Source organism: Microbacterium sp. MM2322, from assembly GCF_964186585.1.
Classification (GTDB): Bacteria; Actinomycetota; Actinomycetes; order Actinomycetales; family Microbacteriaceae; genus Microbacterium.
Map to the genome: position 1 here is coordinate 494,188 of NZ_OZ075067.1, position 24,258 is coordinate 518,445.

The following is a 24,258-nucleotide window of genomic DNA, read 5'->3' on the forward strand; positions in this document are numbered from 1 at the left end:
ATGGTCTCTGCTCCTCCTGCTGCTGCGCCGGTGGTCTCCACCGGCGCAGCAGCGCTCGACTCGGGGGCGGCTCAGCGCCGCCGCCGGCGTAAGTTCCGCGCGAGCCTCGCGGCGTACCTGCTGGTGCTGCCCGCCGCGGGCTTCTACATCTTCTTCGTGCTGCGGCCGATCGCCCTGTCGGCGCAGTACTCGTTCTACGAATGGAACGGCATCGGCCCGGCGACGTGGGTCGGCTTCGCCAACTACGTCGAGGTCTTCAGCAACCCGAAGCTGACGGGTGCGATCGGTAACGCGTTCGAGCTGATCATCTACTTCAGCATCATCCCCGTCGGCATCGCCCTCGTGGCCGCCAACATGATCCGCGCGATCGCCGCGAGCCGTCTGGCCGCCATCTCGCGGACCGTCCTCTTCCTGCCGCAGGTCATCCCGCTCGTCGCCGCCGGCATCATGTGGAGTTGGCAGCTGTCAACCAACGGCCTGGTCAACCAGCTGCTCGGTCTGTTCGGCCTCGGCGGGGTGACCCGTGCGTGGCTCGGCGACTTCTCGACCGCTCTTCCCGCCGTCGGCGTGATCGGCGCGTGGGTGCAGGTCGGGCTCTGCCTCGTCCTCATCCTGGCGGGCATGACGAAGATCGATCCCGCGCTCTACGAAGCCGCGCGCATCGACGGCGCCGGCCCCATCCGCGAGTTCTTCAGCATCACGCTCCCGGGCGTCCGCCAGGAGGTCGCGGTGTGCGTCACGGTCACCGTGATCGCCGCGCTCGCGAGCTTCGACATCATCTACATCGCCACGCAGGGCGGCCCCGGCGACAGCACTCTCGTCCCGGGCCTCCAGATCTTCTATCTCGCGTTCTACCAGCGTGAGGTCGGAACGGCGTCGGCGTTCGCCATCGTCCTCATGGCCCTCGTCCTTCTCATCGTCCTGCCGCTGCAGCGCATCCTCCGAGGGAAAGAATCGTGATCGTCCGCGCACGCGAGAAGTGGCTCGGCCGCGTCTTGCTGATCATCCTGATGCTCGTCACGATCATGCCGTTCATCAGCCTCTTCGTGACCGCGCTTCATGCGCCGGGCACCTACCCCAGTGGCCTCGAATGGCCGGCCGAACCCCGGTGGGACAACTTCGTCACGGCGTTCCAGTCCGCGAACATGGCGGCGTTGCTCGGATCGAGCTTCCTCATCGAGATCGCCGTGGTCCCGGCGGCCGTGCTGTTCGCGACCCTCGCCGGGTTCGCGCTCGGCCACCTCCGCCCCGCCGGTGGGCGCATCGTGTTCGTCGCGTTCATCCTCGGCCTGACGCTCCCGTTCGAGGGCATCATCACGCCGCTGTACTTCCAGATCCGCGAGATGGGCCTGCTGAACACCCGGTGGGCGATCATCCTGCCGCTCATCGGGCTGTTCATGCCGTTCGCCGTCATGTGGATGCGGGCGCACTTCATCACGATGCCGGCCGACCTCTCCGAGGCCGCCCGCATGGACGGTGCGACGACGTGGCAGCTCTTCTGGCGCATCCACATCCCGCTGTCGGTCCCGGCGCTGTCGTCGCTGGCGATCCTGCTGTTCCTGTGGACCTGGAACCAGTTCCTGCTCGCGATCGTCCTCGTCAACGATCCCGAGAAGCGCACGATGGCCGGTGCGCTGGGAGCATTCCAGGGACAGTACGGCACCGACATCCCGCTGCTGTGCGCCGGGTCGCTCCTCATCCTCACCCCGACGCTGATCATCTTCCTGATCTTCCAGCGCCACTTCGTCTCCGCCCTGATGCAGGGGTCGCTGAAGGGCTGACGTGGCGTTCGCTCCCGACGGGCACTGGGTGTGGGACTTCTGGGTCGCTGACGACGGCGAGACGTTCCACCTGTATTACCTGCGCGCGCCCACCGCTCTCGGCGACCCGGAGCTGCGGCACCGCAACGCGCGCATCGGGCACGCGACCTCGGCGGATCTGACCGACTGGACCGATCACGGCGAGGTCCTCGGGCCCGGCGCGGCGGGGGCGTTCGACGAGACGGCCACCTGGACGGGATCCGTCGTCCGCGGTGACGACGGCCTGTGGCGCATGTTCTACACGGGTGCGGCGTTCCTCGAGGCGTCCTCGGCGCGGAACATCGAGTCGATCGGCATGGCGACCTCCGCCGACCTCCACAGGTGGGACAAACGCGACGGGTTCGTCGTCCGCGCAGCGGGGGAGTACTACGAGAAGCTCGGCGATACCGCCTGGCCCGAGGAAGCCTGGCGGGATCCGTGGGTCTTCCGCGATCCCGCCGGCGACGGCTGGCACATGCTGATCACCGCACGGGGGAAGGATGCCGACACCGCGACCGGCGGCGTCGTCGGACACGCGTGGTCGCCCGACCTCGACACCTGGACGGTACAGCCGCCGCTCACCGAGCCGTCGCAGGCATTCGCCCATCTCGAGGTGCTGCAGGTCGCCGACATCGACGGCACCGCCGTCGTCCTGTTCTCCGCCGTGCGGGCCGACGGAGTGGAGGGCGTGTGGGCGGCACCGGCCGACGCGCTCGTCCGCGACGTGCCGGTCGACGACGCGCGGCTCTTGCTTCCCGTTCCCGCCTACGCGGCCCGCGTGGTGACCGACCGGGCGGGGGCGGCGGTCGTCCTGGCCTTCACGCGCGACGATCACGGGGCGCCTGCGGGCATCACCGATCCGATCCACGCGGGTCCGCTCTGGCGCGACGCCCGCGGTCTGGGATGATGAGCCTCATGATCATCGCCGGTTTGGTGTTCGCGGCGCTCGGCGCCCTCATCCACGTCTACATCTTCTTCCTCGAGTCCATAGCGTGGACGGGGGCCGCAGCGCGACGCACATTCGGGACGACCGACGCGACCGTCGAGATCACGAAGCCGTTCGCCTACAACCAGGGCTTCTACAACCTCTTCCTCGCCATCTCGGTCTTCCTCGGCATCGTCTTCGTCGCCACCGGGTCGACCGCGATCGGTGCGACGCTCGTGTTCGTCGGCGCGGGGTCGATGGTCGCTGCGGGGCTGGTGCTCCTCCTCTCCGACCGCTCGAAGGCACGCGCCGCCATGATCCAGCTCACCGCGCCGCTCCTGGGAGTGGTGCTGCTCGCGATCGGCCTGGCGCTCTGACGTGAGACTCGCGGTCGTCGGCGCGGGCAAGATCGTCGCCGAGTTCCTCCCGCACGCTGAGCAGATCCCCGGGCTCACCGTCGCCGCGATCGTCGGTCGGGCGAGCAGCAGAGACAAGGTCGACGCTCTCGCGGCGAGCCACGGCATCCCGCTGGTCTTCACCGATCTCGACGACTGCCTCGCCGACGGCGACATCGACACGGTCTGGGTCGCCGTGCCCAACGTCCTGCACGCCGATGTGGCCCGGCGCTCGCTCCTGGCCGGCAAGCACGTCATCTGCGAGAAGCCGTTCGTCCTGCGGACGGAGGAGCTCGCCGAGCTGCGCGCGCTCGCCGAAGAACGCGACCTGATCCTCGTCGAGGCGATCAGCAACCAGTACCTCGCGAACGTCGAGTGGATGCGGCGGAACCTCGATCGCCTGGGCGAGCTCCGGCTCGTGCAGTGCGAGTACTCGCAGTATTCCTCGCGCTACGACGCCTTCCGCGCGGGAACGGTCCTGCCCGCGTTCGACCCTGCCGCGGGCGGCGGCGCCCTGATGGACCTCGGCATCTACGCTCTGCACCTGGTGGTCGGCCTCCTCGGGACGCCCGAGACGGTTTCCTACACACCTCGGATGGAGCGCGGCGTCGACACGTCGGGTGTCGCCGTCCTCGGCTACGGCGCCACGACCGCGGTCTGCGTGTGCGCGAAGGACTCGCCCGGCCCGTCCCGGACGAAGCTCCAGGGCACGGCGGGAGTCATGGTGCTCGACGGCCCGCCGAACGAGATCTCCGCCGTCGAGCTGCAGCTGCGCGACGGGACCCACGAGCGCGTCGCTCTCGACCACGACCCGCATCGGATGACGGCGGAGTTCCGCGCGTTCGTCGGGATGATCGACGAACGAAACCTTGCGGAGCGCGACCGTCGCCTCGATCACAGCGCCGCCGTGCTCGCGACCGCGGTGCGCGCGCTCGCGTCGGCCGGTATCCACCTCGGCTGACCCGCCGCTGAGCCCCCGGGCCCGCGCGCTCCCCGGATCGGACGAGCGCGCGGGCGCCGTCATCGGTACGCTTACGCCAGTCGTCACAGCCGAATGGGATCGGCGGACCGGGCTGGGGAGCCGAGCAATGCGCACGACATGGGGATTTTCGGGGGACGGATCACGCTCCGTCGGCGTGCCCGGCACGCCTGTCGGTCGGGTCGACTGGGTGGATGCGGCGAAGGCGATCGCGATCATCATGGTCGTGTTCCTGCACACCGTCTTCAACCACGCGGGCAACGGCGTCTCCGGTCATTGGGGTCAGTTCGTCGGACTGCTCGACACGTTCCGGCTGCCGCTCTTCTTCTTCACTGCCGGCCTGTTCGCCGGCAGAGCCCTCCGTCAGCCCCTCGCCGCGCTGCTGCGCACGCGAATCTCGCACCTCGCCTGGATCTACATCCTCTGGTCGATCGTCGCGGTCATCGCCGTGCTGGTCCTGCCGCTGACGGGCGCCACGGACAAGCCGGTGGCGTTCTCGCTGCTTCTGATCCCCGTCCTTCCGACGCCGGCGACCTGGTTCATCTGGGCGCTGATCGTCCATTTCGTCCTCGCGTGGTTCGCCGTCCGCATCCCGGCGGCGCTCGCGCTCGGCATCGCGGCGGCGGTGAGCGTGGTGTTCGGGGCGGGTCTGCTCACCACGGGATCCTTGGAGGTCGACAAGACCCTCTACAGCCTCGTCTTCTTCCTGCTCGCCGTGCAGACATCGACCTGGCTGCGGCCGACGATCGCATCCGTGAGCATCTGGTGGGCGGCGGTCGCCGTCGTCGCGTTCGGCGCGGGCGCCGCGGTCGTGGCGAAGTTCGCTCTGCTCGACGTCGTGGGGGTCAGGCTCGCTCTGGGAGTGTTGGCCGTGGCGGCCGGGTGCCTCGCCGCGCGGGCGATATCGGGGATCCGCATCCTCTCGTGGATGTCCGTGCTGGGCAGGAACACGCTGCCGATCTATCTGCTGCACTGGTACGTCCTGCTCGTCGTGTACGCCGTCGTCAACCTCGCCTTCGCCGACGGAGCGGGCGCGTTGACGGACCTCCTCGCCCCCGCGATGACGGCGGTGACCATCGCCGGCTGCCTCGCCGTGCACCGGGTCACACGCCGGATCCCGGGCGTCTACGCCCGACCGGCATGGCTCGTCCGGGCGTTGACGCCCCGGCAGGGGCTGGCTCGGACGCGGTGATCGGGTCGGCATCCGTTCGGCTGAGCCGCGCCGATAGCCTGGCGGCATGAGCGAACCCGTTCGAGCCACCGCATCCGTCGACTGGTCCGAAGGCACGTGGACCACTCCGCCGCACGCCGTCGAGGAGCGAGACGGGATGCTGCTCGTGACCGCCGAGGAGGGGAGCGACGCCTGGCGGCTCACCTCGTACGGGTTCGTGCACGACACCGAGCACGCGCTCGTCGCACCGCTGCCCGACGGCTCGGCGATGGAGGTGGACTTCGACATCCCCTTCGAGGCGCAGTTCGATCAGGCAGGCCTGTTCGTCCGCGTCGACGACACCCGCTGGGTCAAGACGGGGATCGAGTACGCGGACGGCGAGCTGAACCTCGGCGCCGTCGTCACCGATGGGATGTCGGACTGGTCGCTCGCGCCCGTGTCGCACTGGCGGGGTCGACGCATCACGGTGCGCGTCAGTCGAGACGGGACGGCGCTGACCGTCCGGGCGGGCGCGGCGGGGGAGCCCCTGCACCTCGTCCGGGTGATCCCCTTCGCCGACGACCTGGATGCCGCGGCGGGCCCATTCGTCTGCGCGCCGAGCCGCGCGGGGCTCACGGTGTCGTTCACGGGGTGGCGTCGCGGAGACGCCGACGCCGACCTGCACTGAGCGCCCCGACAGGCTGAGCGCCCCGACAGGGGGAGCGACCGCCCGCGTGAGGATCCCGTGAGGACGGCGCCTGCGGCCGTATGGATTCCGTGAGGAGACCCGGCGCCGCCCGCTCCGAGGTGTTCCATCAGGGATGCGCCTCACCGGCGTGCCGGCCCGTTCAGGGCCTGCGTCCCTCGAAAACGGAGCCTCACTCGTGCTCGACATCGTCTACGTCCTGGGCGTCCTCGCCCTGTTCGTGATCATCGGCCTGTTCGCCAAGGCGGTGGACCGGCTGTGAACGTCTTCGACATCGTCGCCGCGGTGCTCGCCGCTGCCGTGGTCGTCTACCTCTTCGTCGCTCTCGTGAAGCCGGAGAAGTTCTGATGGCGTGGCTCCCCGCGATCCTCACCCTCGCGACGCTCGCGCTCATCCTCGCGGTCGCCTATCGGCCGCTCGGCGACTACATGGCCTGGGTCTACACCTCGACGAAGGATGCCCGGGCTGAACGCGGCCTCTACCGGCTGATCGGTGTCGACCCGGCATCCGCTCAGACCTGGCAGGCCTATGCCCGGAGCGTCCTCGCGTTCTCGGCCGTGGGCGTCCTCGCCGTCTACCTCTTGCAGCGCACGCAGCAGTGGCTGCCGTGGTCGCTCGGGCTCCCCGCGCCGAGCGAGCACCTCGCCTTCAACACGGCGGTCTCCTTCGTCACGAACACGAACTGGCAGTCGTATTCGCCCGAGGCGACCCTCGGCTACACGGTGCAGTTCGCGGCCCTCGCGGTCCAGAACTTCGTCTCTGCTGCGGTCGGTCTCGCCGTCGCCGTCGCGCTCGTCCGGGGCCTCGCGTTCCGGCGGAGCGGCGTGATCGGCAACTTCTGGGTCGACCTGACCCGTGGCACGTTCCGCCTGCTGCTGCCCCTGTCGGTGGTCGCCGCGGTCGTGCTGCTGGCGGGCGGCGTCATCCAGAACGTCGCCGGGTTCACCGACGTCACCACCGTCACCGGGGCGGCGCAGAGCATCCCCGGCGGACCCGTCGCGTCGCAGGAGGCCATCAAGCTCGTCGGCACCAACGGCGGCGGCTTCTTCAACGCCAACTCCGCGCACCCGTTCGAGAACCCGACGGGCTGGACCAGCCTCTTCGAGATCGTCCTCATGCTGATCATCCCGTTCTCGCTGCCGCGGACGTTCGGCACGATGCTCGGCGACAAGCGCCAGGGCTACGCGATCCTCGGCGCGATGGGCGTCCTGTACCTCGGGTCGACGCTCGCGCTGACGGCGTTCGAACTCGCCGGTCGGGGTGCCGCTCCCGCACTCGCCGGAGCGGCGATGGAAGGCAAGGAGGCCCGGTTCGGAATCGTCGGCTCGACGATCTTCGGGTCGACGAGCACGCTCACCTCCACCGGTGCCGTCAACTCGATGCACGACTCCTACACCGCCCTCGGCGGGATGATGCCGATGCTCAACATGATGCTCGGCGAACTCGCGCCCGGCGGTGTCGGGTCGGGCCTCTACGGCATGCTCGTGATGGCGGTCATCGCGGTCTTCATCGCGGGTCTGCTCGTCGGACGCACCCCCGAATACCTGGGGAAGAAGATCGGTCCCCGCGAGATCAAACTCGCGAGCATCTACATCCTCGTGACCCCGATCCTCGTCCTCGGCGGTGCGGCGCTCAGCTTCGCGATCCCCGGCGTCCGCGAAGACGTCACGAACACCTCGATCTTCAATCCCGGCATCCACGGTTTCAGCGAAGTCCTCTACGCCTTCACCTCGGCGGCGAACAACAACGGCTCCGCCTTCGCGGGTCTCACCGCGAACACGCCCTGGCTGAACACGGCGCTCGGTGTCGCGATGCTGCTCGGCAGGTTCGTGCCGATCGTCCTCGTCCTCGCGCTCGCGGGTTCCTTCGCCGCGCAGGACCGGGTCCCCGCCACCGCGGGCACGCTCCCGACGCACCGACCGCTGTTCGTCGGGCTCCTCGTCGGCGTGATCCTCATCGTGACCGCACTCACCTACTTCCCCGTACTCGCGCTGGGCCCCCTGGCAGAAGGACTGATCTGACCATGTCCACACTCACCGAAACCGTCGCCGCTCCCGCGCCGGCGCCCCGTCGAGGCATCGACGGCGCCGCGATCGCGGCGGCCCTCCCCGGCGCGTTCCGCAAGCTCGACCCGCGGGCGCAGTGGCGGAACCCCGTCATGTTCATCGTGTGGCTCGGTGCTGTCCTCACGACCGTGCTCGCGGTCCTGGAACCGTTCACGGGCGGACCGGCCGATTCCGGCGGCACTCCCGTGCCCGTCTCGTTCACCGGCATCATCGCGGCGTGGCTGTGGCTCACGGTCCTCTTCGCGAACGTCGCCGAGTCCGTCGCCGAAGGCCGCGGCAAGGCGCAGGCCGAGACGCTCCGGAAGACCCGCACGAGCACCGTCGCGCACCGCGTCACGGGGTACGACGAGCAGACGGATGCCGCGGCTCAGCGCGTCACGATCGACGACGTCTCGTCGGCCGACCTCACCCTGGGCGATGTCGTCGTCGTCGCGGCGGGCGACCTCATCCCCGGCGACGGCGACGTGGTCAACGGCATCGCGTCGGTCGACGAATCGGCCATCACGGGCGAGTCGGCCCCCGTCATCCGCGAATCCGGCGGCGATCGCAGCGCCGTCACCGGTGGCACCCGCGTGCTGTCGGACCGCATCGTCGTCCGCATCACCTCGAAGCCGGGTGAGACGTTCGTCGACCGCATGATCGCGCTCGTCGAGGGCGCGGCGCGGCAGAAGACGCCCAACGAGATCGCGCTGAACATCCTGCTCGCGAGCCTGTCGATCATCTTCGTGGTCGTCGCGCTGATCCTGAACCCGGTCGCGTCCTACGCGGCAGCACCCGTCAGCATCCCGGTGCTGGTCGCGCTTCTCGTCTGCCTCATCCCGACGACGATCGGGGCTCTGCTCTCGGCCATCGGCATCGCCGGCATGGACCGACTCGTCCAGCGGAACGTCCTCGCGATGTCGGGTCGCGCCGTCGAAGCGGCGGGCGACGTGACGACGCTGCTCCTCGACAAGACCGGCACGATCACCTATGGCAACCGGCAAGCGGCCGAGTTCGTCCCGCTCGCGGGCATGGCCCAGGCCGAACTCACCCGCGCGGCCGCGCTGTCGTCCCTTGCCGACCCGACGCCGGAGGGCAGCTCGATCGTCGACCTCGCCGTCCGGCGCGGCGTCGACGTGACCGGCGAATCGCAGGGCGTCATCGTCCCCTTCACGGCTCAGACCCGCATGAGCGGCCTCGACCTGCCCGACGGCTCGTCCATCCGCAAGGGCGCCGGCTCCGCGATCCTCGGCTGGCTCGAGCAGGGCGGCATGGAGCTGCCCGCCGACGTCCGCGCCGACCTCACGTCGCGCACCGAGGCGATCTCGCAGTCCGGTGGCACGCCGCTGGTCGTGGCGACGCGGGATGCCGCTGGCACCGGGCGCGTGCTCGGCGTCGTCCACCTGAAGGACGTCGTCAAGGACGGCCTGACCGAGCGCTTCGCGGAGCTCCGGTCGATGGGTATCCGCACCGTCATGATCACGGGCGACAACCCGCTGACGGCAGCCGCCATCGCGAAGGAGGCGGGTGTCGACGACTTCCTCGCCGAGGCCACCCCCGAGGACAAGCTCGCCTACATCCGCAAGGAGCAGGAGGGCGGCAACCTCGTCGCGATGACCGGTGACGGCACGAACGACGCCCCCGCGCTCGCGCAGGCCGACGTCGGCGTCGCGATGAACTCGGGCACGTCGGCCGCGAAGGAGGCCGGCAACATGGTCGACCTCGACTCCGACCCGACGAAGCTCATCGACATCGTCCGCATCGGAAAGCAGCTGCTCATCACGCGCGGGGCGCTCACGACGTTCTCGATCGCGAACGACATCGCCAAGTACTTCGCGATCATCCCGGCCATGTTCATGGGCGTCTTCCCGCAGCTGGGGGCCCTCAACGTCATGGGGCTCCACTCCCCGGCATCCGCCGTCCTCTCGGCGATCGTCTTCAACGCGCTCGTCATCGTCTTCCTCATCCCGCTCGCCCTCCGCGGCGTGAGCTACCGACCCGGCGGCGCGTCGACGATCCTCGGCCGGAACCTCGCCGTCTACGGCCTGGGCGGTGTGATCGCCCCCTTCATCGGGATCTGGCTGATCGACCTCCTCGTCCGCCTCCTCCCCGGCTTCTGATCCGAAGGACATCCCGCTATGAACAGCACTTCCCGCGCCACCGGGCGCACCGTCCTCGTCGCCGTCCGCGCGATGGTCGTCCTCACCCTCGTCCTCGGCGTCGGCTACACCGCCCTCATCACCGTCATCGGCCAGGTCGCCCTGCCCGCGCAGGCGAACGGCTCGCTCGTGCGGAACGCCTCGGGTGAGGTCGTCGGCTCGTCGCTTATCGGGCAGTCCTTCACGGATGCCGACGGTGCCGCGCTCCCGCAGTACTTCCAGTCCCGTCCGTCCGCCGCCGGCGACGGCTACGACGGCGCGGCATCCTCGGGCTCGAACCTCGGCCCCGAGAACCCCGACCTCGTCGCCGCGATCCGGGAGCGCAAGGCGGCCATCGCCGAGCGCGAGGGCGTCGCGGAGTCCGCCGTCCCCGCCGACGCGGTGACGGCCTCCGCCTCCGGACTCGACCCGCACATCAGCCCCGCGTACGCTTCGATCCAGGTCGACCGCGTCGCCGAGGCCCGGAAGCTCCCGGTGTCGGAGGTTCGCAGGCTCGTCGCCGAGCACACCCAGGGCCCCGACCTCGGGTACCTCGGCGAGCCGACCGTGAACGTGGTGGAACTCAATCTCGCCCTCGACGGGCTAGGAGGCTGACAGTGGGCGGACGCGGACGGCTGCGCGTACTGCTCGGCGCAGCCCCCGGCGTCGGCAAGACCTACGCGATGCTCGAAGAGGGTCGACGCCTGACGAGCGAAGGCGCCGACGTCGTCATCGCCGTCGTCGAGACCCACGGCCGCGCCGCGACCCAGCGGATGACCGAGGGGCTCGAGCAGGTGCCCCGGCGCGAGATCACCCACCGGGGCGTGACGCTGACCGAGATGGACCTCGACGCGGTGATCGCGCGGCATCCCGGTGTCGCCCTCGTCGACGAACTCGCCCACACCAACGCGCCCGGCTCCGAGAACGACAAGCGCTGGCAGGACGTCCAACAGCTGCTGGATGCCGGGATCTCCGTCATCTCGACCGTCAACATCCAGCACATCGAGTCGCTCAACGACGTCGTGGAGCAGATCACCGGGGCGCCGCAGCGCGAGACCGTCCCCGACCAGGTGCTGCGCGCCGCGGACCAGGTCGAGGTCATCGACCTGGCACCGCAGGCCCTCCGCGACCGTCTCGCCGGCGGGCTGGTCTACCCCGCGGAGCGGGTGGATGCCGCGCTCTCGAACTACTTCCGACTCGGCAACCTCACGGCGCTCCGCGAGCTGGCGCTTCTCTGGCTGGCCGACGAGGTCGATCAGGCGCTCACGTCCTACCGCGCCGAGCACGGCATCGACAGCAGGTGGGAGGCGCGGGAGCGCGTCGTGGTCACCCTCACGGGAGGTCCCGAGGGTGAGACGCTGCTCCGCCGCGGCGCGCGGATCGCCGCGCGGTCGGCGGGCGGGCAGCTCCTCGCGGTGCACGTGACCAGCAACGACGGCCTGCGAGGCGGCGACCCGGGCGCGCTCGCCGAGCAGCGGGCGCTCGTCGAGAAGCTCGGCGGCACGTTCCACCAGGTCGTCGGCGACGACGTGCCCACCGCGCTCGTCGAGTTCGCCCGGTCGGTCAACGCGACGCAGCTCGTCCTCGGCGTGAGTCGTCGCAGCCGCCTCGCGGCGGTCTTCTCGGGCCCGGGCATCGGCGCCACCGTGATCCGCGAATCCGGTGACATCGACGTGCACATCGTGACCCACTCGGCCGCGGGCGGGCGATTCGCTCTGCCGCGCTTGGGCGGTGCCCTCTCGATGAAGCGGCGCCTCGCCGGGTTCGCGGTGGCCTTCCTCGGTGGGCCGCTGCTCACCTGGCTCCTCTTCCTCACCCGCACCGATGAGTCGATCACGAGCGACGTCCTCAGCTATCAGCTGCTCGTCGTCGTCGTCGCCCTCGTCGGCGGTATCTGGCCGGCGCTGTGGGCAGCCCTTCTGAGCGGCGTCACCCTCGACTTCTTCTTCGTCGAGCCCCTGTTCACCGTTCACGTCCACGAGCCGCAGCACCTGCTCGCATTGGCGCTCTACGTCGTCATCGCGATCCTCGTGAGCGTCGTGGTCGACCGCGCGGCTCGCCAGACCCGCGCCGCCCGGCGTGCGGCTGCCGAATCGGAACTCCTGCAGACCGTCGTCGGCAGCGTCCTGCGGGGAACCGGCGCCGTCGAAGCCCTCGTCGAGCGGACCCGTGAGGCGTTCCGCCTCGCCGGCGTGCGGCTGGTCTCGGGTGACACGACCCTGGCCGCCAGCGGTGAGCCTCTCCGCGGCGGCCGGCACACGGCTCTCCCCGTCGGTGACCGCGCCGTCCTCGAACTCCACGGACACGACCTCCGGGCGTCCGAGCGTCGCCTGCTCGCCGCGATCGTCGCGCAGATGGATGCCGCGCTCCAGCGCGAGGACCTCGCCGAGGTCGCGAGCGGCCTCGCGCCGCTCGAGGCCTCCGACCGGGTGCGGAGCGCCCTGCTCTCGGCGCTCAGTCACGACCTCCGCCGGCCCCTCGCCGCGGCGACGGCGGCCGTCGGCGGGCTCCGCAGCGGCACCTACAGCGACCAGGACCGCGATGAGCTGCTGCAGACGGCGGACGAATCGCTCGGCATGCTCGCGTCGCTCGTCACCGATCTCCTCGACGTCAGCCGGTTGCAGGCGGGCGCCCTCGCCGTCTCGCTCCTGACGACGGATCCCGCCGACGTGATCCTCCCGGCGCTCGAAGAGCTCGGTGCGGGACCGGCATCCGTCGACATCCATCTCGAACCGGATGCCGCGGTCCGCGCCGACCCGGTCCTCCTGCAACGCGTGGTCGTGAACCTCCTCGCCAATGCGCTGCGGCACTCGCCCGAGGGTCGCAAGGTGCGGGTGGCGACGAGCAGTTTCGGCTCGGCGGTCGAGATTCGGATCATCGATCACGGCCCCGGCATCCCCGCGGAGCGTCGCGACGACGTGTTCGTCCCGTTCCAGCGGCTCGGCGACACCGACAACAGCACCGGCCTCGGTCTCGGGCTCGCCCTTTCGAAGGGGTTCGTCGAGGGGATGGGCGGTACGCTCACCCCCGAAGACACGCCGGGTGGCGGGCTGACGATGGTCGTCTCGCTTCCGGTGGCCGACGAGGAGGAACGCCCGTGAGGATCCTCATCGCCGACGACGACCCGCAGATCGTCCGTGCGCTGCGCATCACCCTGGCTGCCCGCGGGTACGAGGTGTTCACCGCCGCCGACGGCGCGCAGGCCATCGCCGCCGCGGTGGACCACCACCCCGACATCTTCCTGCTCGACCTCGGGATGCCGGAGCTCGACGGGATCGAGGTCATCCACGCGATCCGCGGCTGGTCCGACGCCCCGATCCTCGTGGTGTCGGGCCGGACCGGCGCGGCCGACAAGGTCGACGCGCTCGACGCCGGCGCCGATGACTACGTCACGAAGCCGTTCTCGATCGACGAGCTGCTGGCGCGGATCCGCGCCCTGACCCGTCGTGCTCCGCAGCAGGAGCCCGACCCGGTGACCGAGTTCGGCTCGATCTCCGTCGACCTCGCTGCTCGCAGTGTGATGAAGACCGCGGACGGTCACACCGAACGGGTGCGGCTGACGCCGACCGAGTGGCAGTTGCTCGAAATCCTGCTTCGCAACCCCGGCAAGCTCGTCACCCGCCAGACGATCCTGACGTCCATCTGGGGGAGCGAGCACGTGAGCGACACCGGCTATTTGCGTCTCTACGTGTCCCAGCTGCGTCGCAAGCTGGAGGACGACCCCGCGCAGCCGCGTCACATCCTCACCGAGGCGGGCATGGGCTACCGCTTCGAGCTCGGCGGTACCGCTGCCGGCTGACCGGGATCCTGCCGAGCGCCAGGGGTTGCGCTGTCGAGCCGCGCAGAGGATCGTGGCGGACCGAGGGAGAAGCGTCGCCCCGAGAGTCCACAGCGCCGCGCATGCGGGGTGTTCACGGTCGGCGGAGGGCTTTTCGGCCGGAGGGCCGCCCCATGGGTCGATTCACCTACAGCACCCGGGTCAAGACCGACGTCGAAGACCGGGCGCTCGCGCACCTGCAGGTCGTCATCGGCAACAAGCTCCGACGGGGAGAGTCGTTCTACTTCACGTGGCGCGACGACGCGAGCGTCGGCGAGGGTCGACGATCCATCTGGATCCACCCGGCCGCCGACCTCGACTTCACCTACTTCGGTTCCCGGACGCCCACGATGAACCGCGCGTGGCTCGAGAAACTCGCCCATGCGGCCAACTCCCCAGGCGGCCTGTTCGTCATGTCCGAGCCGTTCGACCACCTCGGCGCCGGTTCGATCGAGGCGATCTGACCGGGGGATGCCGACCGGCGAGAGCCGGCATGTTCGCCCACCGTCAGCGCATCCTCATCGCCGCGCGTTAGCGTTGTCCGGGCATCGGACGGGGGAGGCGCAGATGGCGGCACGCCGCAAGCCTCGATCGACGCGCGCACGTCGTCGCCGATTCGCGGCGCTCGCCGTGGGGCTCGGCATCGCACCGGCCGCCGTCGTCATCCTCCTCGCCGCGTGCCTACCAGCGGTCTCGGAGCCCGCTGAACCGCCCCTCCCGCCCGTATCGTCCCGGTGGGCGACGACCCCACCGCCTGCTCTCGCCGTGGCGGGAGCGGATCCCTCACGTGCGCCGGCGGTCGACCTGGTCGACGGTGAGTGGGCGTCGCGAGTTGCGGCGGCCACCGGCATCCCGCGTCGTGCAGTGATCGCCTATGCCGCGGCGGACCTGACCGTCGCGCACGAGCAGCCGGCGTGCGCCATCGGCTGGACCACACTGGCGGGGATCGGATGGGTCGAATCGCACCACGGCTCGTACGGCCGGGCCATGCTCGTCAAGAGCGGCCTCGTGACGCCGCGCATCCTCGGGCCGCGTCTGAACGGCGAGGGCGTCGGCGCGATCGAGGACACGGACGGCGGCAGCCTGGACGGCGACGATCAGTGGGACCGCGCCGTCGGCCCGCTGCAGTTCATCCCGGAGACGTGGCGGCGGTGGGGAGCTGATGGGAATGCGGACGGCACGCGCGATCCGAACCACATCGACGACGCAGCACTCGCGGCCGCACGCTATCTCTGCCGATCCGGCCCGCTCGAGTCCGAGACCGCGTGGCGCGATGCCGTTTTCACGTACAACCCGCTGACGCGCTACATCGACGACGTCGCAACTCGTGCGAACGAGTACGCACGAAGCGTGTCCCCTGAGAAGGGGAGGCCCCGGCGATAAGCCCGATCGCCGGGGCCTGTCGTAGACGTGGGAGTGGATCGGTGACCCGAACACCTTTCGACTCGACCATGTGCCGCCTACTTACCTTGCGGTGATCACGCTAAGCGGGCGCGGCTATCAGGTCCGGGGGATTGACGCCGCCGTCTCGGCTCTGCTAATCCGCGGCGCCGTCTAATCACGCCCCCCGACCGTGTCAAGCCCCTCAGTGCGGCGACCCTCGAGAGCGAGTGTGGGAAGCCGCGAAGACTTCGCCCCCGCGCGATCGACGACGATCGTCGCACACGAGACCTCGGAGGTACGTCATGAGTGCCGACCCCGTCAATCAGCTGTCGCTGCAACCGCTGTCGTCGTCGACCTGGCGCCTGTGCGACACGCGAGTGGCCAGTTCCGACGCCGCGAGCGTCCTGGCCTACATCGAGGCGGCCGAGGGAGGCGGGTTCGACGTGACCTGGGTCTACGGCGGCGCGGGCACCGCCTGGTTCGCGACGATGGACGATCTGCTCAATGGGGCCGTCCGCCACCTGGTGGCCTGCGCGTCCCGCCGCGGCAAGCCGAAGCCGATCGCCCACCGGCCTCCGCTCGCCGCGCTCTAACCGTCCCACCGGGGACGTGTCAAGAACGTGACAATCGGCCCTCGAGGTCAGAGGCTGGACATTTCCCGACCGCATCCGAGAGGACCCGATGACCCGCATCGACATCTCCTACGGCGGGCAGCGTTACAGCGTCGGTAACCGCACGGTCGAAGAGCTCCACCGCGAGATCCAAGAAGGCGCCCGCGCCGGGCAGCACTGGCTCGCCGTCAATGACGGGGAGGGGAGTGCCAGCCCCGCCTACCTCTTCATCACGCCGGGGGTCCCGATCGCCGTCATCCCGGTCCCGGAACCTCACGATCCCCCGAGCGAAGGAAACGGCACCCCCTTCCGGGAATCCGAGCCCGAGGGGTTCTCGCCGCTCTGGAACGGCCCGACGATCCACCCCGGACGCTCCCCTCGGTTGTGACGCCTATCGGCGGTTCCGGAGCGGGTCAAGGGGATGACGCGCGACCCCCTCTCCGCGCACACTGGGTGCCATGAGCGATGCAAAGGATGCCGGTCAGCCCGGCGAGGTGGTCCAGAACGAACCTGCCATGTCGCAGAACGACGCCGATGCAGGTCAGAAGCTCGACGGCATCATCGTGCAGACGCGCGCCGACCTCGCGGGCCAGGACGGTGTCGACCCCGAGAACGTCCTCGCGCAGCGCCTGAGCGACGCGGGCATGTCGCTGTCCGACGACGAGATGGCCGCCGCAGTCGCCCGACTGGACGGCTGAGACCTGCGCGTCGCGTCCGAAATATCACCGCTTTTCAGGCGACGCAACCCGCTGCCGTCCGGTGGCCCGCCGTCCTACCGTTGAGGCATCCACGATCCGCGAAAGAAGGGTGTTGTTCCCCATGACGACCACGCAGACGAAGCCCGCCACCCGCAACAAGCGCCGTCCCGCCAAGTCGGGGGCGCAGCTGACCGAGGAGCAGAACTCCGAGCGCGGCTTCACCGCCTCCCAGAAGCTCAGTGACAACCTGCAGGCCGTCCTCGTCGACCTCCTCGAGCTCGCGATCCAGGGCAAGCAGGCGCACTGGAACGTCGTCGGCAAGAACTTCCGAGACACGCACCTCCAGCTCGACGAGATCATCGACGCGGCGCGCGAGTTCAGCGACACCGTCGCCGAGCGGATGCGGGCCCTCCACGCCGTGCCCGACGGTCGAAGCGACACTGTGGCCGAGACCACGACGCTTCCCGAGTTCCCGCACGGCGAGGTGCTCACCTCCGACGTCATCGACCTCGTCACCGAGCGTCTCGAGGCCGTCATCGGCACCTGCCGCGACGTCCATGACGAGGTCGACGATGAAGACCCGACGAGCGCCGACATCCTGCACAGCATCCTCGAGAGCCTTGAGCAGTTCGCGTGGATGATCAGCGCCGAGAACCGTACGCCCCGGTAATGATCCGGTGGGAAAGTTCATCTACGACAGCACGCTGAAGGTCGACTTCGACGACCGTGCGCTTGCCCACCTGCAGGTGGTCATCATGTCGAAGCTCCGTCGCGGCGAGTCCTTCCACTTCACGTGGAAGGACGACGCCGCGATCGGAAACGGTCGCACCAGCATTTGGCTGCATCCGCGGTGCACGCTGGTGTTCAAGTTCTACCGGGGTCAGCGCGAGCCGCTGAACCTCGCCTGGGTGGACGCGCTCACCGCTGTCGCGAACTCCCCCACGGGCCTGTACATCGTGCCCGAACCTGCTGCGGCGGAACGAGAGGGTGTGGGAGCGTGAAACGGATCGACGTGCATTACGGGGGCGCGCTGTACAGCATCGGCGAGGAGTCCTTCGAGGACTTCGCGGCGCAGGTGTCGGCAGCTCTCGAGGCTGGTCACGGGTGGATCGTCGTCAACGACGGTGAAGGGGCACCGCGCCCTGCGCACCTGCTGATCTCACCCGGTGTGCCGATCGCCCTCATCCCGATTCCCGACGAATCCTCGCCTGAGCCCGAGGACGCAGCCGACGGACACTTCATTCCGTGACGTGCGAGTCCGGTTCGTCCTCGAACATCCGCGCCGACAGCTGAATACCGCCGGACGAATTGGCGGATGCCGCGAGCTCCTCGATCCACTCCCGGTTGAGCGTCGGCGGCTCGGCGTCGTCGAAGACGAAGCGGAGCGGGATGGCGGGGTGGAGCCAGATCGTGGTGCGTCCGAGGGGCGAGTCGTCGGGATGCTGCCACGAGACCGTGAAGCTCTCCGAACGACGGAGCTTCGTCGCCACGACCACTTTCAGGTGAGCAAGTGCGCGGTCATCGATGCGGATGGGCATCGCCGAGCCGCCGTAGTAGATCAGGCCCATGGGGCCACCATAATGGGAGGACGTCATTTCGGCATCGAGATGACACGACGAGGGGGCCGCAGTGGGCAAGTTCATCTATGAGGATTCCATCAAGGTGGACTTCGAAGACCGCACGCTGGCGCACCTGCAGCAGGTGATCGGCAACAAGCTCCGCCGTGGCGAGTCGTTCCACTTCACGTGGCGCGACGACAAGAGCATCGGAGAGGGCCGCACGTCCGTCTGGCTGCACCCGCACGCCTCGCTCGTCTTCAAGTACTACGGCAGTCGTCAGTCGCGCATCAACCGCGCCTGGTCCGAAGCTCTCATGTACGCGGCGAACTCGCCGGCAGGTCTGCACCTCGTCCCGGAGCCCGCCGACGCCGGCGACGGAGAAGCGAGCGTCTGACAGGCGGCATCCGCCCGAACGCGAACGTGCCGCCCCATCGACGCCGTGGGGGGAACGGCGGACGGGACGGCACGAGAGGGTTCGCTCGTCGAGCGAGGATCAGACCAGGAGTGGCGGAGTTCCGAATCGCTCCGTGAAATCTGCGGCGAGGGCGTCCTCGTAGGCGTCGGCCTCGTCGCTGAGATCGGGGTGGGTCACGCGGCGACCACCGGTCGACGCGTTTCGGTGCGGGCGGCGGAGATCTCGGGGATGTCGAGATCGGAGTCGAGTACGAGTCCGCCGTTGGAGGTGGCCTGATCGGCCATCTCGCGGAGCGTCGCGGGGTTCAGCGCGATCGCTGCGGACTGGTCGTAAACGAAGCGCAGCGGGATCGCGGGCTGGAACCAGAGCGTGGTGCGCCCTTCGCCTTCGCCGGCGGTGCCCTTCCACGAGACGACGAAGCTCTCGCTCCGGCGCAGCTTCGTCGTCGCGATCGCGGCGAGGTGGGCGAGGATGCGGTCGGGCATGACGATGGGGGATTCGACGTTCCCGTAGTAGAGGCTTCCCATGACGTTCTCCTGGTGTGAGTGCGTGGTGCGTGGTCAGTTGTGAAGGGGCCGCGCCGTTGTGCGGCGCGGACGCTGTCGTGAAAGAGCGCTGATGAGGGGCGCCCACCATCCGGGTCGCTGCTCGGGGATGAGAGCTACCCCGATCCCCGCGAAGGGGGCCGGGATGGGGTGGGAGGGCGTGGGGGTCATCTGTCCGTTCCTGAATTACTAGCTAAACAATAGATCTAGTAGATTTCACAACTCATGTCTATCATTAGTTTCGAGAAGGACACGAACTGTCACAGATTCAGACATGTAAGGTGGTGAAGTCGATGGAGGTGCTCGACTCGTACGACTCCGTGGGCGTCAGCGATCAGATCGCGACGTGGCACGAGGTTGAGGCGGGCTTCTGGGTCGGCAACGCCCACGGCAGGTTCCTCGGAACCGTCGAACAAAGCCCCACCGGTTGGATCACCCGAGATCACGCTGGCGGGGTCGTGGGGAAGTATCCGGATGCAGCCATGGCTCGGGCGGCGATCGGATGATGTTCGACACCCGTCACGAGCCGAGGAGTTGACATGCCTCAGTCCATCGTTCGACACGAGCACACGCATCTGTATGCCTCGCAGCCTCAGACCGAGGCCGGACGGCAGCTCAGTAGCGCCATCCTCGAGCTTCGTCATGCCGAGCAGGTGCAGGCAGACCGCTCGCAGCGGATCTCAGGCCTCGGCGGCATCGACCTCTCCGCACTCCGCTATCTCGTACAGGCCCGCCGTGAAGAGCGGGAGATCAGTCCCAAGGACCTGATCGTCATGCTCGGCACGTCCAGCGCTACCGTCACCAACGTCATCGAACGCCTTGTCGGTAAGGGCTACGTGACGCGAGAGCAGCACCCGACCGACCGCCGCGCGCACTACCTGTTGCCCACCGACGCCGCGAACGACCTCGTCGACGAGGTGTACGGCGCTCATCACGCCGCCGTCGTATCCGTCATCGACAGCCTCAACGAGGGCGATGCGGAAACGACCGCCGCTACGATCCGCAGGATCGCCGCCGCGCTCGACGACCTGGCTCGTCAAGCCTGACGGGGCCTGTCCGGCCGGTCAGATGGCGGTGTCGGACCCGAGCCGGTGCCACGTCCGGTTGTGATAGACGAGCGGCGACACCGAGTCACGCGCGATGTTCGCCTGGATGGCGTGCGCAGCGATGACGGTGGAGCCACCGGCATCCATGCGATCGATCACGGCGCACCGCACCCACGCGCGCACCCCGTTGTAGACGGGCTCGCCCGTCACGAGGCGTGACCACGGCAGCTCGGCGAAGCGGTCGATCCCGCTCGTCGCGCCGATCTGCGCGACGCGGAGGTCGTCCGCGTCGAGGAGGTGGACGACCAGGGTGTCAGCCGCTGCCAGGACAGGCGCCGCCGAGGACTGCGCCGACACCGAGAAGATCAGGAGCGGCGGGTCGGCGCTGACGGACGACACAGAGGTCGCTGTGAGGGCGACGGGGCCGTCTCCCGCGTCTGCCGTGATGACCGCGACGCCACCCGGGTGCCCCCGGAAGACGGCCTTGAACTCGTCGGGGCTCAGCGATTCCGTGAACCCGGTGGGAGCGGAGTCGCCGGGTGCGGCGTGTGCGGCGGAAGTCATACGACGAACCTACGTTCGCGCAGTGGGGGTGCGGGTCATGTGTCCGAAGCTTTCGTTCTGTTTCGCCAGATGACGTCGTCGACATGGCGGGACGCGGATGCCGGACGTCCGCTACTCTGGTCGGGTGCTGACCCTTCGCTGTTGTCGTCGCTGACCGCCGGTTACCCGGCGACCTCCGCGACCCCCACAGCCACCGCGCCTCTGCGAGCGCGGCATCCCGTCAGGAAGAACACGTGCGTTACGCCACCTCCATCGCCGATCTCGTCGGCAACACTCCGCTCGTCCGTCTCAACTCCGTCACCGAGGGCATCGCCGCCACGGTCCTGGCGAAGGTCGAGTACTTCAACCCCGGCAGCTCTGCGAAGGACCGCATCGCGCGGAACATCATCGACGCCGCGGAGCGCGACGGTCATCTGAAGCCCGGCGGCACGATCGTCGAGCCGACGAGCGGCAACACCGGCGTCGGGCTCGCACTCGTCGCGCAGCAGCGCGGATACCGGATGATCTTCGTCGTCCCCGACAAGTTCGCGGGCGAGAAGGTCGCCGTGCTCAAGGCCTATGGTGCTGAGGTCGTGATGACCGCCACGAGCGTCCCCCCGGAGCATCCGGACTCTTACTACAGCGTGTCGGATCGCCTTGCTGCGTCGATCCCCGGTGCGTTCAAGCCGAACCAGTTCGCGAATCTCAACGGTCCGCGCGGGCACTACGAGACGACCGGGCCTGAGATCTGGCGCGACACCGACGGCAAGGTCACGCACTTCGTCGCCGGCGTCGGCACCGGTGGCACCGTCAGCGGCACCGGCCGATTCCTCAAGGAGGCGACCGACGGCGAGATCACCGTCATCGGGGCCGACCCCGAGGGGTCGATCTACTCGGGCGGCGACATCCACGGCTACCTCGTCGAGGGCGTCGGCGAGGACTTCATGCCCGCGACCTTCGATCCCACGGTCGTCGACCGTTTCGAGCGCGTGGGCGACGCTGAGGCGTTCGCCATGACGCGCCGTCTCGCTCGCGAGGAGGGCCTCCTCGTCGGCGGGTCCTCCGGTATGGCAGTGGTGGCAGCGCTCCGCGTCGCCCGTGAACTGCCGGCGGATGCCGTCATGGTGGTGCTCCTGCCCGACCATGGCCGCGGCTACCTCAGCAAGATCTACAACGACGACTGGATGACCGATCACGGGTTCTCCGTCGTCACCGAATCCGAGACCACCGGGAGCCTCGCATGAGTGCACAGTCCTCCGCTCGCGGCTTCGCGAGCCTCGCCGTCCACGCGGGTCAAGAACCCGACGAAACGACGGGCGCCGTCATCCCGCCCGTGCACTTCTCGACCACCTATGCGCAGGACGGCATCGGCGGACTTCGCGGCGGCTACGAGTACGGCCGAAGCGGCAACCCGACCCGTACGGCGTTGCAGACCCAGCTCGCCGCGATCGAGGGCGGCGCGCACGCCCTGTCGTTCGCGTCGGGTCTCGCGGCCGAAGATGCGCTTCTGCGCGCAGTCCTCCGCCCCGGTGACGAGGTCCTGCTCGGCAACGACGTCTACGGCGGCACGTTCCGCCTCATCTCGCGCGTCCTCGGCGACTGGGGAGTGAAGCTCCGCGTCGTCGACATGAGCGACCTCGACGCCGTCCGTGCCGCCATCGCCGACCAGGCGCCCCGCATTCTGTGGGTCGAGACGCCCTCGAACCCGCTGCTGCGCATCACCGACATCGCGGGCCTCGCCCAGCTCGGTCACGACGCCGGCGCGCTCGTCGTCGTCGACAACACGTTCGCGACTCCCGCCCTGCAGCGTCCGCTCTCGTACGGTGCCGACGTCGTCGTGCACTCGACCACGAAGTACCTCGGCGGTCACTCCGATGTCGTCGGTGGTGCGCTCGTCATGAACGACGATGAGCTCGCCGAGAAGGTCGGGTTCATCCAGTTCGCCGTCGGCGCGGTCTCCGGCCCGCTCGACGCCTGGCTGACGACGCGCGGCATCAAGACGCTCGCCGTGCGCATGCAGCGGCACAGCGAGAACGGCATGGCCGTGGCATCCTTCCTCGACGCACACGACCGCGTCGCGCGGGTGTACTACCCGGGTCTCGAATCGCACCCCGGGCACGAGCTCGCCGCGCGGCAGATGTCGGGCTTCGGGGGCATCGTGTCGCTCGCGCTCGAGTCGGGCGAGGCCGCGCGCCGGTTCGCCGAGTCGCTGCGGCTCTTCACGCTCGCCGAGTCGCTCGGCGGCGTCGAATCGCTCGTGAACTACCCCGACGCGATGACGCACGCCTCGGTCCGCGGCACCGAGGCGGCCGTCCCGGTCGAGGTCGTCCGCCTGTCGGTCGGCATCGAGGACATCGACGACCTGCTGGCCGACATCGAGCAGGCGCTCGAGGCCTGACGGCGGCCCGGCGCTGCGTGTGCCGAGTGCAGGAAGAACGGTGCGATAGGGGCGCCATCGGCCCCCGAAGCGCAGCTGAACCTGCATTCGGTCCGCGACGCGGGCGATAGCGTGGCCGGATGACACACGCACGTTGGGCCATCCTCGGCGCCGGGGCGATCAGCGGGAACTTCGCCCGCGCGCTCCCCGAATCTGAACTCGGGCGGCTCCATGCCGTCGGCGCGCGTGACGAGTCCCGTGCGGAGGAGTTCGCCGCCGCGCACGGGGCGCCCGTCGTCGGGACGTACGACGAGATCCTCGACCGCGACGACATTGACGCCGTCTACGTCGGCACGGTGCACACGACGCATACGGAGCTCGTGCATCAGGCGCTCGCTGCCGGCAAGGCCGTGCTCTGCGAGAAGCCCCTCGGGGTGTCTCCCGCCGAGACGGATGCCGCGATCCGCGCCGCCCGCGAGGCGGGACTCCCGCTCGTCGAGGCGTTCAAGTACCGGTTCGGGCCCTTCGCCGACCGGCTGCGTGAGATCGTCGGGAGCGGCGCGCTCGGCGACCTCGTCGAGATCGAGTCGTCGCTCGGCTTCGCCGCCGGCTCGCACACGGGTCGGCTGTTCGACCCCGCGACCGCGGGCGGCGCGATCCTCGACGTGGGCTGCTATCCGCTGTCGCTCGTCGTCGGCGTCGCGGCCTGGTCGGGCCGCGACCTCGCGTCGCTGGCCATGCAGGAGGTCACCGGCACGATCGGCGAGACCGGCGTCGACGTGAGCGCCGTGGCATCCATCGATCTGGGCGGCGCCGTGGCGAACATCCGCACCGCGATCGTCCACGATCTGCCGCGTCTGACGCGCATCGTCGGGCGCGATGCCTCCCTCGAGATCCCGAACGTCTGGGGCAGTCGGACCGGCAGTACGGAGGCGGCCACCCTCATCCGCACCGACGGCACGCGCGAGCAGATCGAGGTGGCGACCGTGCAGCCGATGGCCGCAGAGGCGGATGCCACCATCCGGGCGCTCCGCGAGGGGCGGACCGAGGCGCCCGAGGTTCCGTGGGACGAGACCCGCACGATCGCGCGGCTGCTCGCCGAGTGGCGCGGCTCGATCGACTGAGCC

Annotated in this window: 31 protein-coding genes; 28 read left to right on the plus strand and 3 right to left on the minus strand. The window is 69.4% G+C overall.

Annotation, left to right across the window (positions count from 1 at the left end; genetic code table 11):
• The 22 genes from ABQ271_RS02370 to ABQ271_RS02475 all read left to right on the plus strand — a co-directional run bounded on the left by ABQ271_RS02370 (position 1) and on the right by ABQ271_RS02475 (position 17,895).
• Positions 1–960, plus strand: coding sequence for a sugar ABC transporter permease (locus tag ABQ271_RS02370; protein ID WP_349309948.1), 960 nt, complete (start codon positions 1–3; stop codon positions 958–960).
• Entirely contained in the window at positions 957–1,781 is an 825-nt protein-coding gene (locus tag ABQ271_RS02375) for a carbohydrate ABC transporter permease (protein ID WP_036310422.1), read from the plus strand. Before ABQ271_RS02370 ends, ABQ271_RS02375 begins: the two co-directional genes overlap by 4 nt.
• Position 1,782: 1 nt before the next feature.
• On the plus strand, positions 1,783–2,706 hold the full coding sequence (locus ABQ271_RS02380; RefSeq protein ID WP_349309949.1) for a glycosyl hydrolase family 32: 924 nt from the start codon (positions 1,783–1,785) through the stop codon (positions 2,704–2,706).
• Positions 2,707–2,714: 8 nt separating this feature from the next.
• Positions 2,715–3,101 (plus strand): DUF1304 domain-containing protein, encoded by a 387-nt coding sequence (locus ABQ271_RS02385; RefSeq protein ID WP_349309950.1) that lies wholly within the window; start codon positions 2,715–2,717, stop codon positions 3,099–3,101.
• A 1-nt stretch (position 3,102) separates the two neighbouring features.
• The gene (locus ABQ271_RS02390; RefSeq protein ID WP_349309951.1) at positions 3,103–4,080 is read left to right on the plus strand and encodes a Gfo/Idh/MocA family oxidoreductase; all 978 of its coding nucleotides are present in this window, start codon (positions 3,103–3,105) and stop codon (positions 4,078–4,080) included.
• Between the two features lie 175 nt (positions 4,081–4,255).
• Positions 4,256–5,290: an acyltransferase family protein gene (locus tag ABQ271_RS02395; RefSeq protein ID WP_349309952.1), complete on the plus strand. Its 1,035-nt coding sequence runs from the start codon at positions 4,256–4,258 to the stop codon at positions 5,288–5,290.
• A 46-nt stretch (positions 5,291–5,336) separates the two neighbouring features.
• Positions 5,337–5,936 carry a DUF1349 domain-containing protein gene (locus ABQ271_RS02400; protein ID WP_349309953.1) on the plus strand — a complete coding sequence of 200 codons (600 nt, stop codon included), beginning with the start codon at positions 5,337–5,339 and terminating at the stop codon, positions 5,934–5,936.
• A 133-nt stretch (positions 5,937–6,069) separates the two neighbouring features.
• Complete coding sequence (locus ABQ271_RS02405; RefSeq protein ID WP_349309954.1) at positions 6,070–6,216, plus strand: hypothetical protein; 147 nt, start codon at positions 6,070–6,072, stop codon at positions 6,214–6,216.
• Positions 6,213–6,302 carry a K(+)-transporting ATPase subunit F gene (gene kdpF / locus ABQ271_RS02410; RefSeq protein WP_349309955.1) on the plus strand — a complete coding sequence of 30 codons (90 nt, stop codon included), beginning with the start codon at positions 6,213–6,215 and terminating at the stop codon, positions 6,300–6,302. The genes ABQ271_RS02405 and kdpF overlap by 4 nt, the downstream gene beginning before the upstream one ends.
• Positions 6,302–7,975, plus strand: coding sequence for a potassium-transporting ATPase subunit KdpA (kdpA, locus tag ABQ271_RS02415; RefSeq protein ID WP_349309956.1), 1,674 nt, complete (start codon positions 6,302–6,304; stop codon positions 7,973–7,975). Before kdpF ends, kdpA begins: the two co-directional genes overlap by 1 nt.
• Positions 7,976–7,977: 2 nt before the next feature.
• Positions 7,978–10,119: a potassium-transporting ATPase subunit KdpB gene (gene kdpB, locus ABQ271_RS02420; RefSeq protein WP_349309957.1), complete on the plus strand. Its 2,142-nt coding sequence runs from the start codon at positions 7,978–7,980 to the stop codon at positions 10,117–10,119.
• Between the two features lie 18 nt (positions 10,120–10,137).
• Positions 10,138–10,752: a potassium-transporting ATPase subunit KdpC gene (gene kdpC, locus ABQ271_RS02425; RefSeq protein ID WP_349309958.1), complete on the plus strand. Its 615-nt coding sequence runs from the start codon at positions 10,138–10,140 to the stop codon at positions 10,750–10,752.
• A 2-nt stretch (positions 10,753–10,754) separates the two neighbouring features.
• A complete protein-coding gene (locus ABQ271_RS02430; RefSeq protein ID WP_349309959.1) occupies positions 10,755–13,238 on the plus strand; it encodes a DUF4118 domain-containing protein in 2,484 nt (827 codons plus the stop codon).
• Positions 13,235–13,936, plus strand: a complete 702-nt coding sequence (locus ABQ271_RS02435; RefSeq protein WP_349309960.1) for a response regulator — start codon at positions 13,235–13,237, stop codon at positions 13,934–13,936. The genes ABQ271_RS02430 and ABQ271_RS02435 overlap by 4 nt, the downstream gene beginning before the upstream one ends.
• Before the next feature lie 152 nt (positions 13,937–14,088).
• The gene (locus ABQ271_RS02440) at positions 14,089–14,418 is read left to right on the plus strand and encodes an ATP-dependent DNA ligase (protein ID WP_349309961.1); all 330 of its coding nucleotides are present in this window, start codon (positions 14,089–14,091) and stop codon (positions 14,416–14,418) included.
• Positions 14,419–14,521: 103 nt separating this feature from the next.
• Positions 14,522–15,337: a lytic murein transglycosylase gene (locus tag ABQ271_RS02445; RefSeq protein WP_349309962.1), complete on the plus strand. Its 816-nt coding sequence runs from the start codon at positions 14,522–14,524 to the stop codon at positions 15,335–15,337.
• 302 nt (positions 15,338–15,639) lie between these two features.
• A complete protein-coding gene (locus tag ABQ271_RS02450) occupies positions 15,640–15,930 on the plus strand; it encodes a hypothetical protein (RefSeq protein ID WP_349309963.1) in 291 nt (96 codons plus the stop codon).
• 88 nt (positions 15,931–16,018) lie between these two features.
• Positions 16,019–16,336, plus strand: a complete 318-nt coding sequence (locus tag ABQ271_RS02455) for a hypothetical protein (RefSeq protein WP_349309964.1) — start codon at positions 16,019–16,021, stop codon at positions 16,334–16,336.
• A gap of 70 nt (positions 16,337–16,406) precedes the next feature.
• Positions 16,407–16,646 (plus strand): hypothetical protein, encoded by a 240-nt coding sequence (locus tag ABQ271_RS02460; protein WP_349309965.1) that lies wholly within the window; start codon positions 16,407–16,409, stop codon positions 16,644–16,646.
• A gap of 121 nt (positions 16,647–16,767) precedes the next feature.
• Positions 16,768–17,316, plus strand: a complete 549-nt coding sequence (locus ABQ271_RS02465; RefSeq protein ID WP_349309966.1) for a DNA starvation/stationary phase protection protein — start codon at positions 16,768–16,770, stop codon at positions 17,314–17,316.
• A 7-nt stretch (positions 17,317–17,323) separates the two neighbouring features.
• Entirely contained in the window at positions 17,324–17,647 is a 324-nt protein-coding gene (locus tag ABQ271_RS02470; protein ID WP_060915047.1) for a hypothetical protein, read from the plus strand.
• Positions 17,644–17,895: a hypothetical protein gene (locus ABQ271_RS02475; RefSeq protein WP_036310382.1), complete on the plus strand. Its 252-nt coding sequence runs from the start codon at positions 17,644–17,646 to the stop codon at positions 17,893–17,895. The genes ABQ271_RS02470 and ABQ271_RS02475 overlap by 4 nt, the downstream gene beginning before the upstream one ends.
• Here ABQ271_RS02475 and ABQ271_RS02480 read toward each other — a convergent pair.
• Positions 17,885–18,214: a hypothetical protein gene (locus ABQ271_RS02480; RefSeq protein ID WP_036310380.1), complete on the minus strand. Its 330-nt coding sequence runs from the start codon at positions 18,212–18,214 to the stop codon at positions 17,885–17,887. The two genes, ABQ271_RS02475 and ABQ271_RS02480, sit on opposite strands and share 11 nt — an antisense overlap.
• Before the next feature lie 61 nt (positions 18,215–18,275).
• On the opposite strand from ABQ271_RS02480, the gene ABQ271_RS02485 reads away from it, so the two are divergent.
• Positions 18,276–18,599, plus strand: coding sequence for a hypothetical protein (locus ABQ271_RS02485; protein WP_036310378.1), 324 nt, complete (start codon positions 18,276–18,278; stop codon positions 18,597–18,599).
• A gap of 194 nt (positions 18,600–18,793) precedes the next feature.
• Here ABQ271_RS02485 and ABQ271_RS02490 read toward each other — a convergent pair whose 3' ends face one another.
• Complete coding sequence (locus ABQ271_RS02490) at positions 18,794–19,147, minus strand: hypothetical protein (RefSeq protein ID WP_349309967.1); 354 nt, start codon at positions 19,145–19,147, stop codon at positions 18,794–18,796.
• Positions 19,148–19,446: 299 nt separating this feature from the next.
• Between ABQ271_RS02490 and ABQ271_RS02495 the strand changes: the two genes are divergently transcribed.
• Positions 19,447–19,671 (plus strand): hypothetical protein, encoded by a 225-nt coding sequence (locus ABQ271_RS02495; protein ID WP_349309968.1) that lies wholly within the window; start codon positions 19,447–19,449, stop codon positions 19,669–19,671.
• Positions 19,672–19,704: 33 nt separating this feature from the next.
• Complete coding sequence (locus tag ABQ271_RS02500) at positions 19,705–20,211, plus strand: MarR family transcriptional regulator (protein WP_349309969.1); 507 nt, start codon at positions 19,705–19,707, stop codon at positions 20,209–20,211.
• 18 nt (positions 20,212–20,229) lie between these two features.
• Here ABQ271_RS02500 and ABQ271_RS02505 read toward each other — a convergent pair whose 3' ends face one another.
• Positions 20,230–20,775 carry a flavin reductase family protein gene (locus tag ABQ271_RS02505; RefSeq protein WP_349309970.1) on the minus strand — a complete coding sequence of 182 codons (546 nt, stop codon included), beginning with the start codon at positions 20,773–20,775 and terminating at the stop codon, positions 20,230–20,232.
• A 233-nt stretch (positions 20,776–21,008) separates the two neighbouring features.
• On the opposite strand from ABQ271_RS02505, the gene ABQ271_RS02510 reads away from it, so the two are divergent.
• The 3 genes from ABQ271_RS02510 (at position 21,009) to ABQ271_RS02520 (ending at position 24,255) form a co-directional block, all read left to right on the plus strand.
• Entirely contained in the window at positions 21,009–21,998 is a 990-nt protein-coding gene (locus ABQ271_RS02510; protein WP_349309971.1) for a pyridoxal-phosphate dependent enzyme, read from the plus strand.
• The gene (locus ABQ271_RS02515; protein ID WP_349309972.1) at positions 21,995–23,152 is read left to right on the plus strand and encodes a cystathionine gamma-synthase; all 1,158 of its coding nucleotides are present in this window, start codon (positions 21,995–21,997) and stop codon (positions 23,150–23,152) included. The genes ABQ271_RS02510 and ABQ271_RS02515 overlap by 4 nt, the downstream gene beginning before the upstream one ends.
• 119 nt (positions 23,153–23,271) lie before the next feature.
• Positions 23,272–24,255 (plus strand): Gfo/Idh/MocA family oxidoreductase, encoded by a 984-nt coding sequence (locus tag ABQ271_RS02520; RefSeq protein WP_349309973.1) that lies wholly within the window; start codon positions 23,272–23,274, stop codon positions 24,253–24,255.
• Positions 24,256–24,258 lie beyond the last annotated feature (3 nt).

Coding starts and splice junctions, on each gene's coding strand:
- ABQ271_RS02370 (WP_349309948.1), top strand. CDS start 1: ATGGTCTCTGCTCCTCCTGCTGCTGCGCCGGTGGTCTCCACCGGCGCA.
- ABQ271_RS02385 (WP_349309950.1), top strand. CDS start 2,715: ATGATCATCGCCGGTTTGGTGTTCGCGGCGCTCGGCGCCCTCATCCAC.
- ABQ271_RS02400 (WP_349309953.1), top strand. CDS start 5,337: ATGAGCGAACCCGTTCGAGCCACCGCATCCGTCGACTGGTCCGAAGGC.
- ABQ271_RS02405 (WP_349309954.1), top strand. CDS start 6,070: ATGCGCCTCACCGGCGTGCCGGCCCGTTCAGGGCCTGCGTCCCTCGAA.
- kdpA (WP_349309956.1), top strand. CDS start 6,302: ATGGCGTGGCTCCCCGCGATCCTCACCCTCGCGACGCTCGCGCTCATC.
- kdpB (WP_349309957.1), top strand. CDS start 7,978: ATGTCCACACTCACCGAAACCGTCGCCGCTCCCGCGCCGGCGCCCCGT.
- kdpC (WP_349309958.1), top strand. CDS start 10,138: ATGAACAGCACTTCCCGCGCCACCGGGCGCACCGTCCTCGTCGCCGTC.
- ABQ271_RS02440 (WP_349309961.1), top strand. CDS start 14,089: ATGGGTCGATTCACCTACAGCACCCGGGTCAAGACCGACGTCGAAGAC.
- ABQ271_RS02445 (WP_349309962.1), top strand. CDS start 14,522: ATGGCGGCACGCCGCAAGCCTCGATCGACGCGCGCACGTCGTCGCCGA.
- ABQ271_RS02450 (WP_349309963.1), top strand. CDS start 15,640: ATGAGTGCCGACCCCGTCAATCAGCTGTCGCTGCAACCGCTGTCGTCG.
- ABQ271_RS02455 (WP_349309964.1), top strand. CDS start 16,019: ATGACCCGCATCGACATCTCCTACGGCGGGCAGCGTTACAGCGTCGGT.
- ABQ271_RS02460 (WP_349309965.1), top strand. CDS start 16,407: ATGAGCGATGCAAAGGATGCCGGTCAGCCCGGCGAGGTGGTCCAGAAC.
- ABQ271_RS02465 (WP_349309966.1), top strand. CDS start 16,768: ATGACGACCACGCAGACGAAGCCCGCCACCCGCAACAAGCGCCGTCCC.
- ABQ271_RS02480 (WP_036310380.1), bottom strand. CDS start 18,214: ATGGGCCTGATCTACTACGGCGGCTCGGCGATGCCCATCCGCATCGAT.
- ABQ271_RS02490 (WP_349309967.1), bottom strand. CDS start 19,147: ATGGGAAGCCTCTACTACGGGAACGTCGAATCCCCCATCGTCATGCCC.
- ABQ271_RS02500 (WP_349309969.1), top strand. CDS start 19,705: ATGCCTCAGTCCATCGTTCGACACGAGCACACGCATCTGTATGCCTCG.
- ABQ271_RS02505 (WP_349309970.1), bottom strand. CDS start 20,775: ATGACTTCCGCCGCACACGCCGCACCCGGCGACTCCGCTCCCACCGGG.
- ABQ271_RS02515 (WP_349309972.1), top strand. CDS start 21,995: ATGAGTGCACAGTCCTCCGCTCGCGGCTTCGCGAGCCTCGCCGTCCAC.
- ABQ271_RS02520 (WP_349309973.1), top strand. CDS start 23,272: ATGACACACGCACGTTGGGCCATCCTCGGCGCCGGGGCGATCAGCGGG.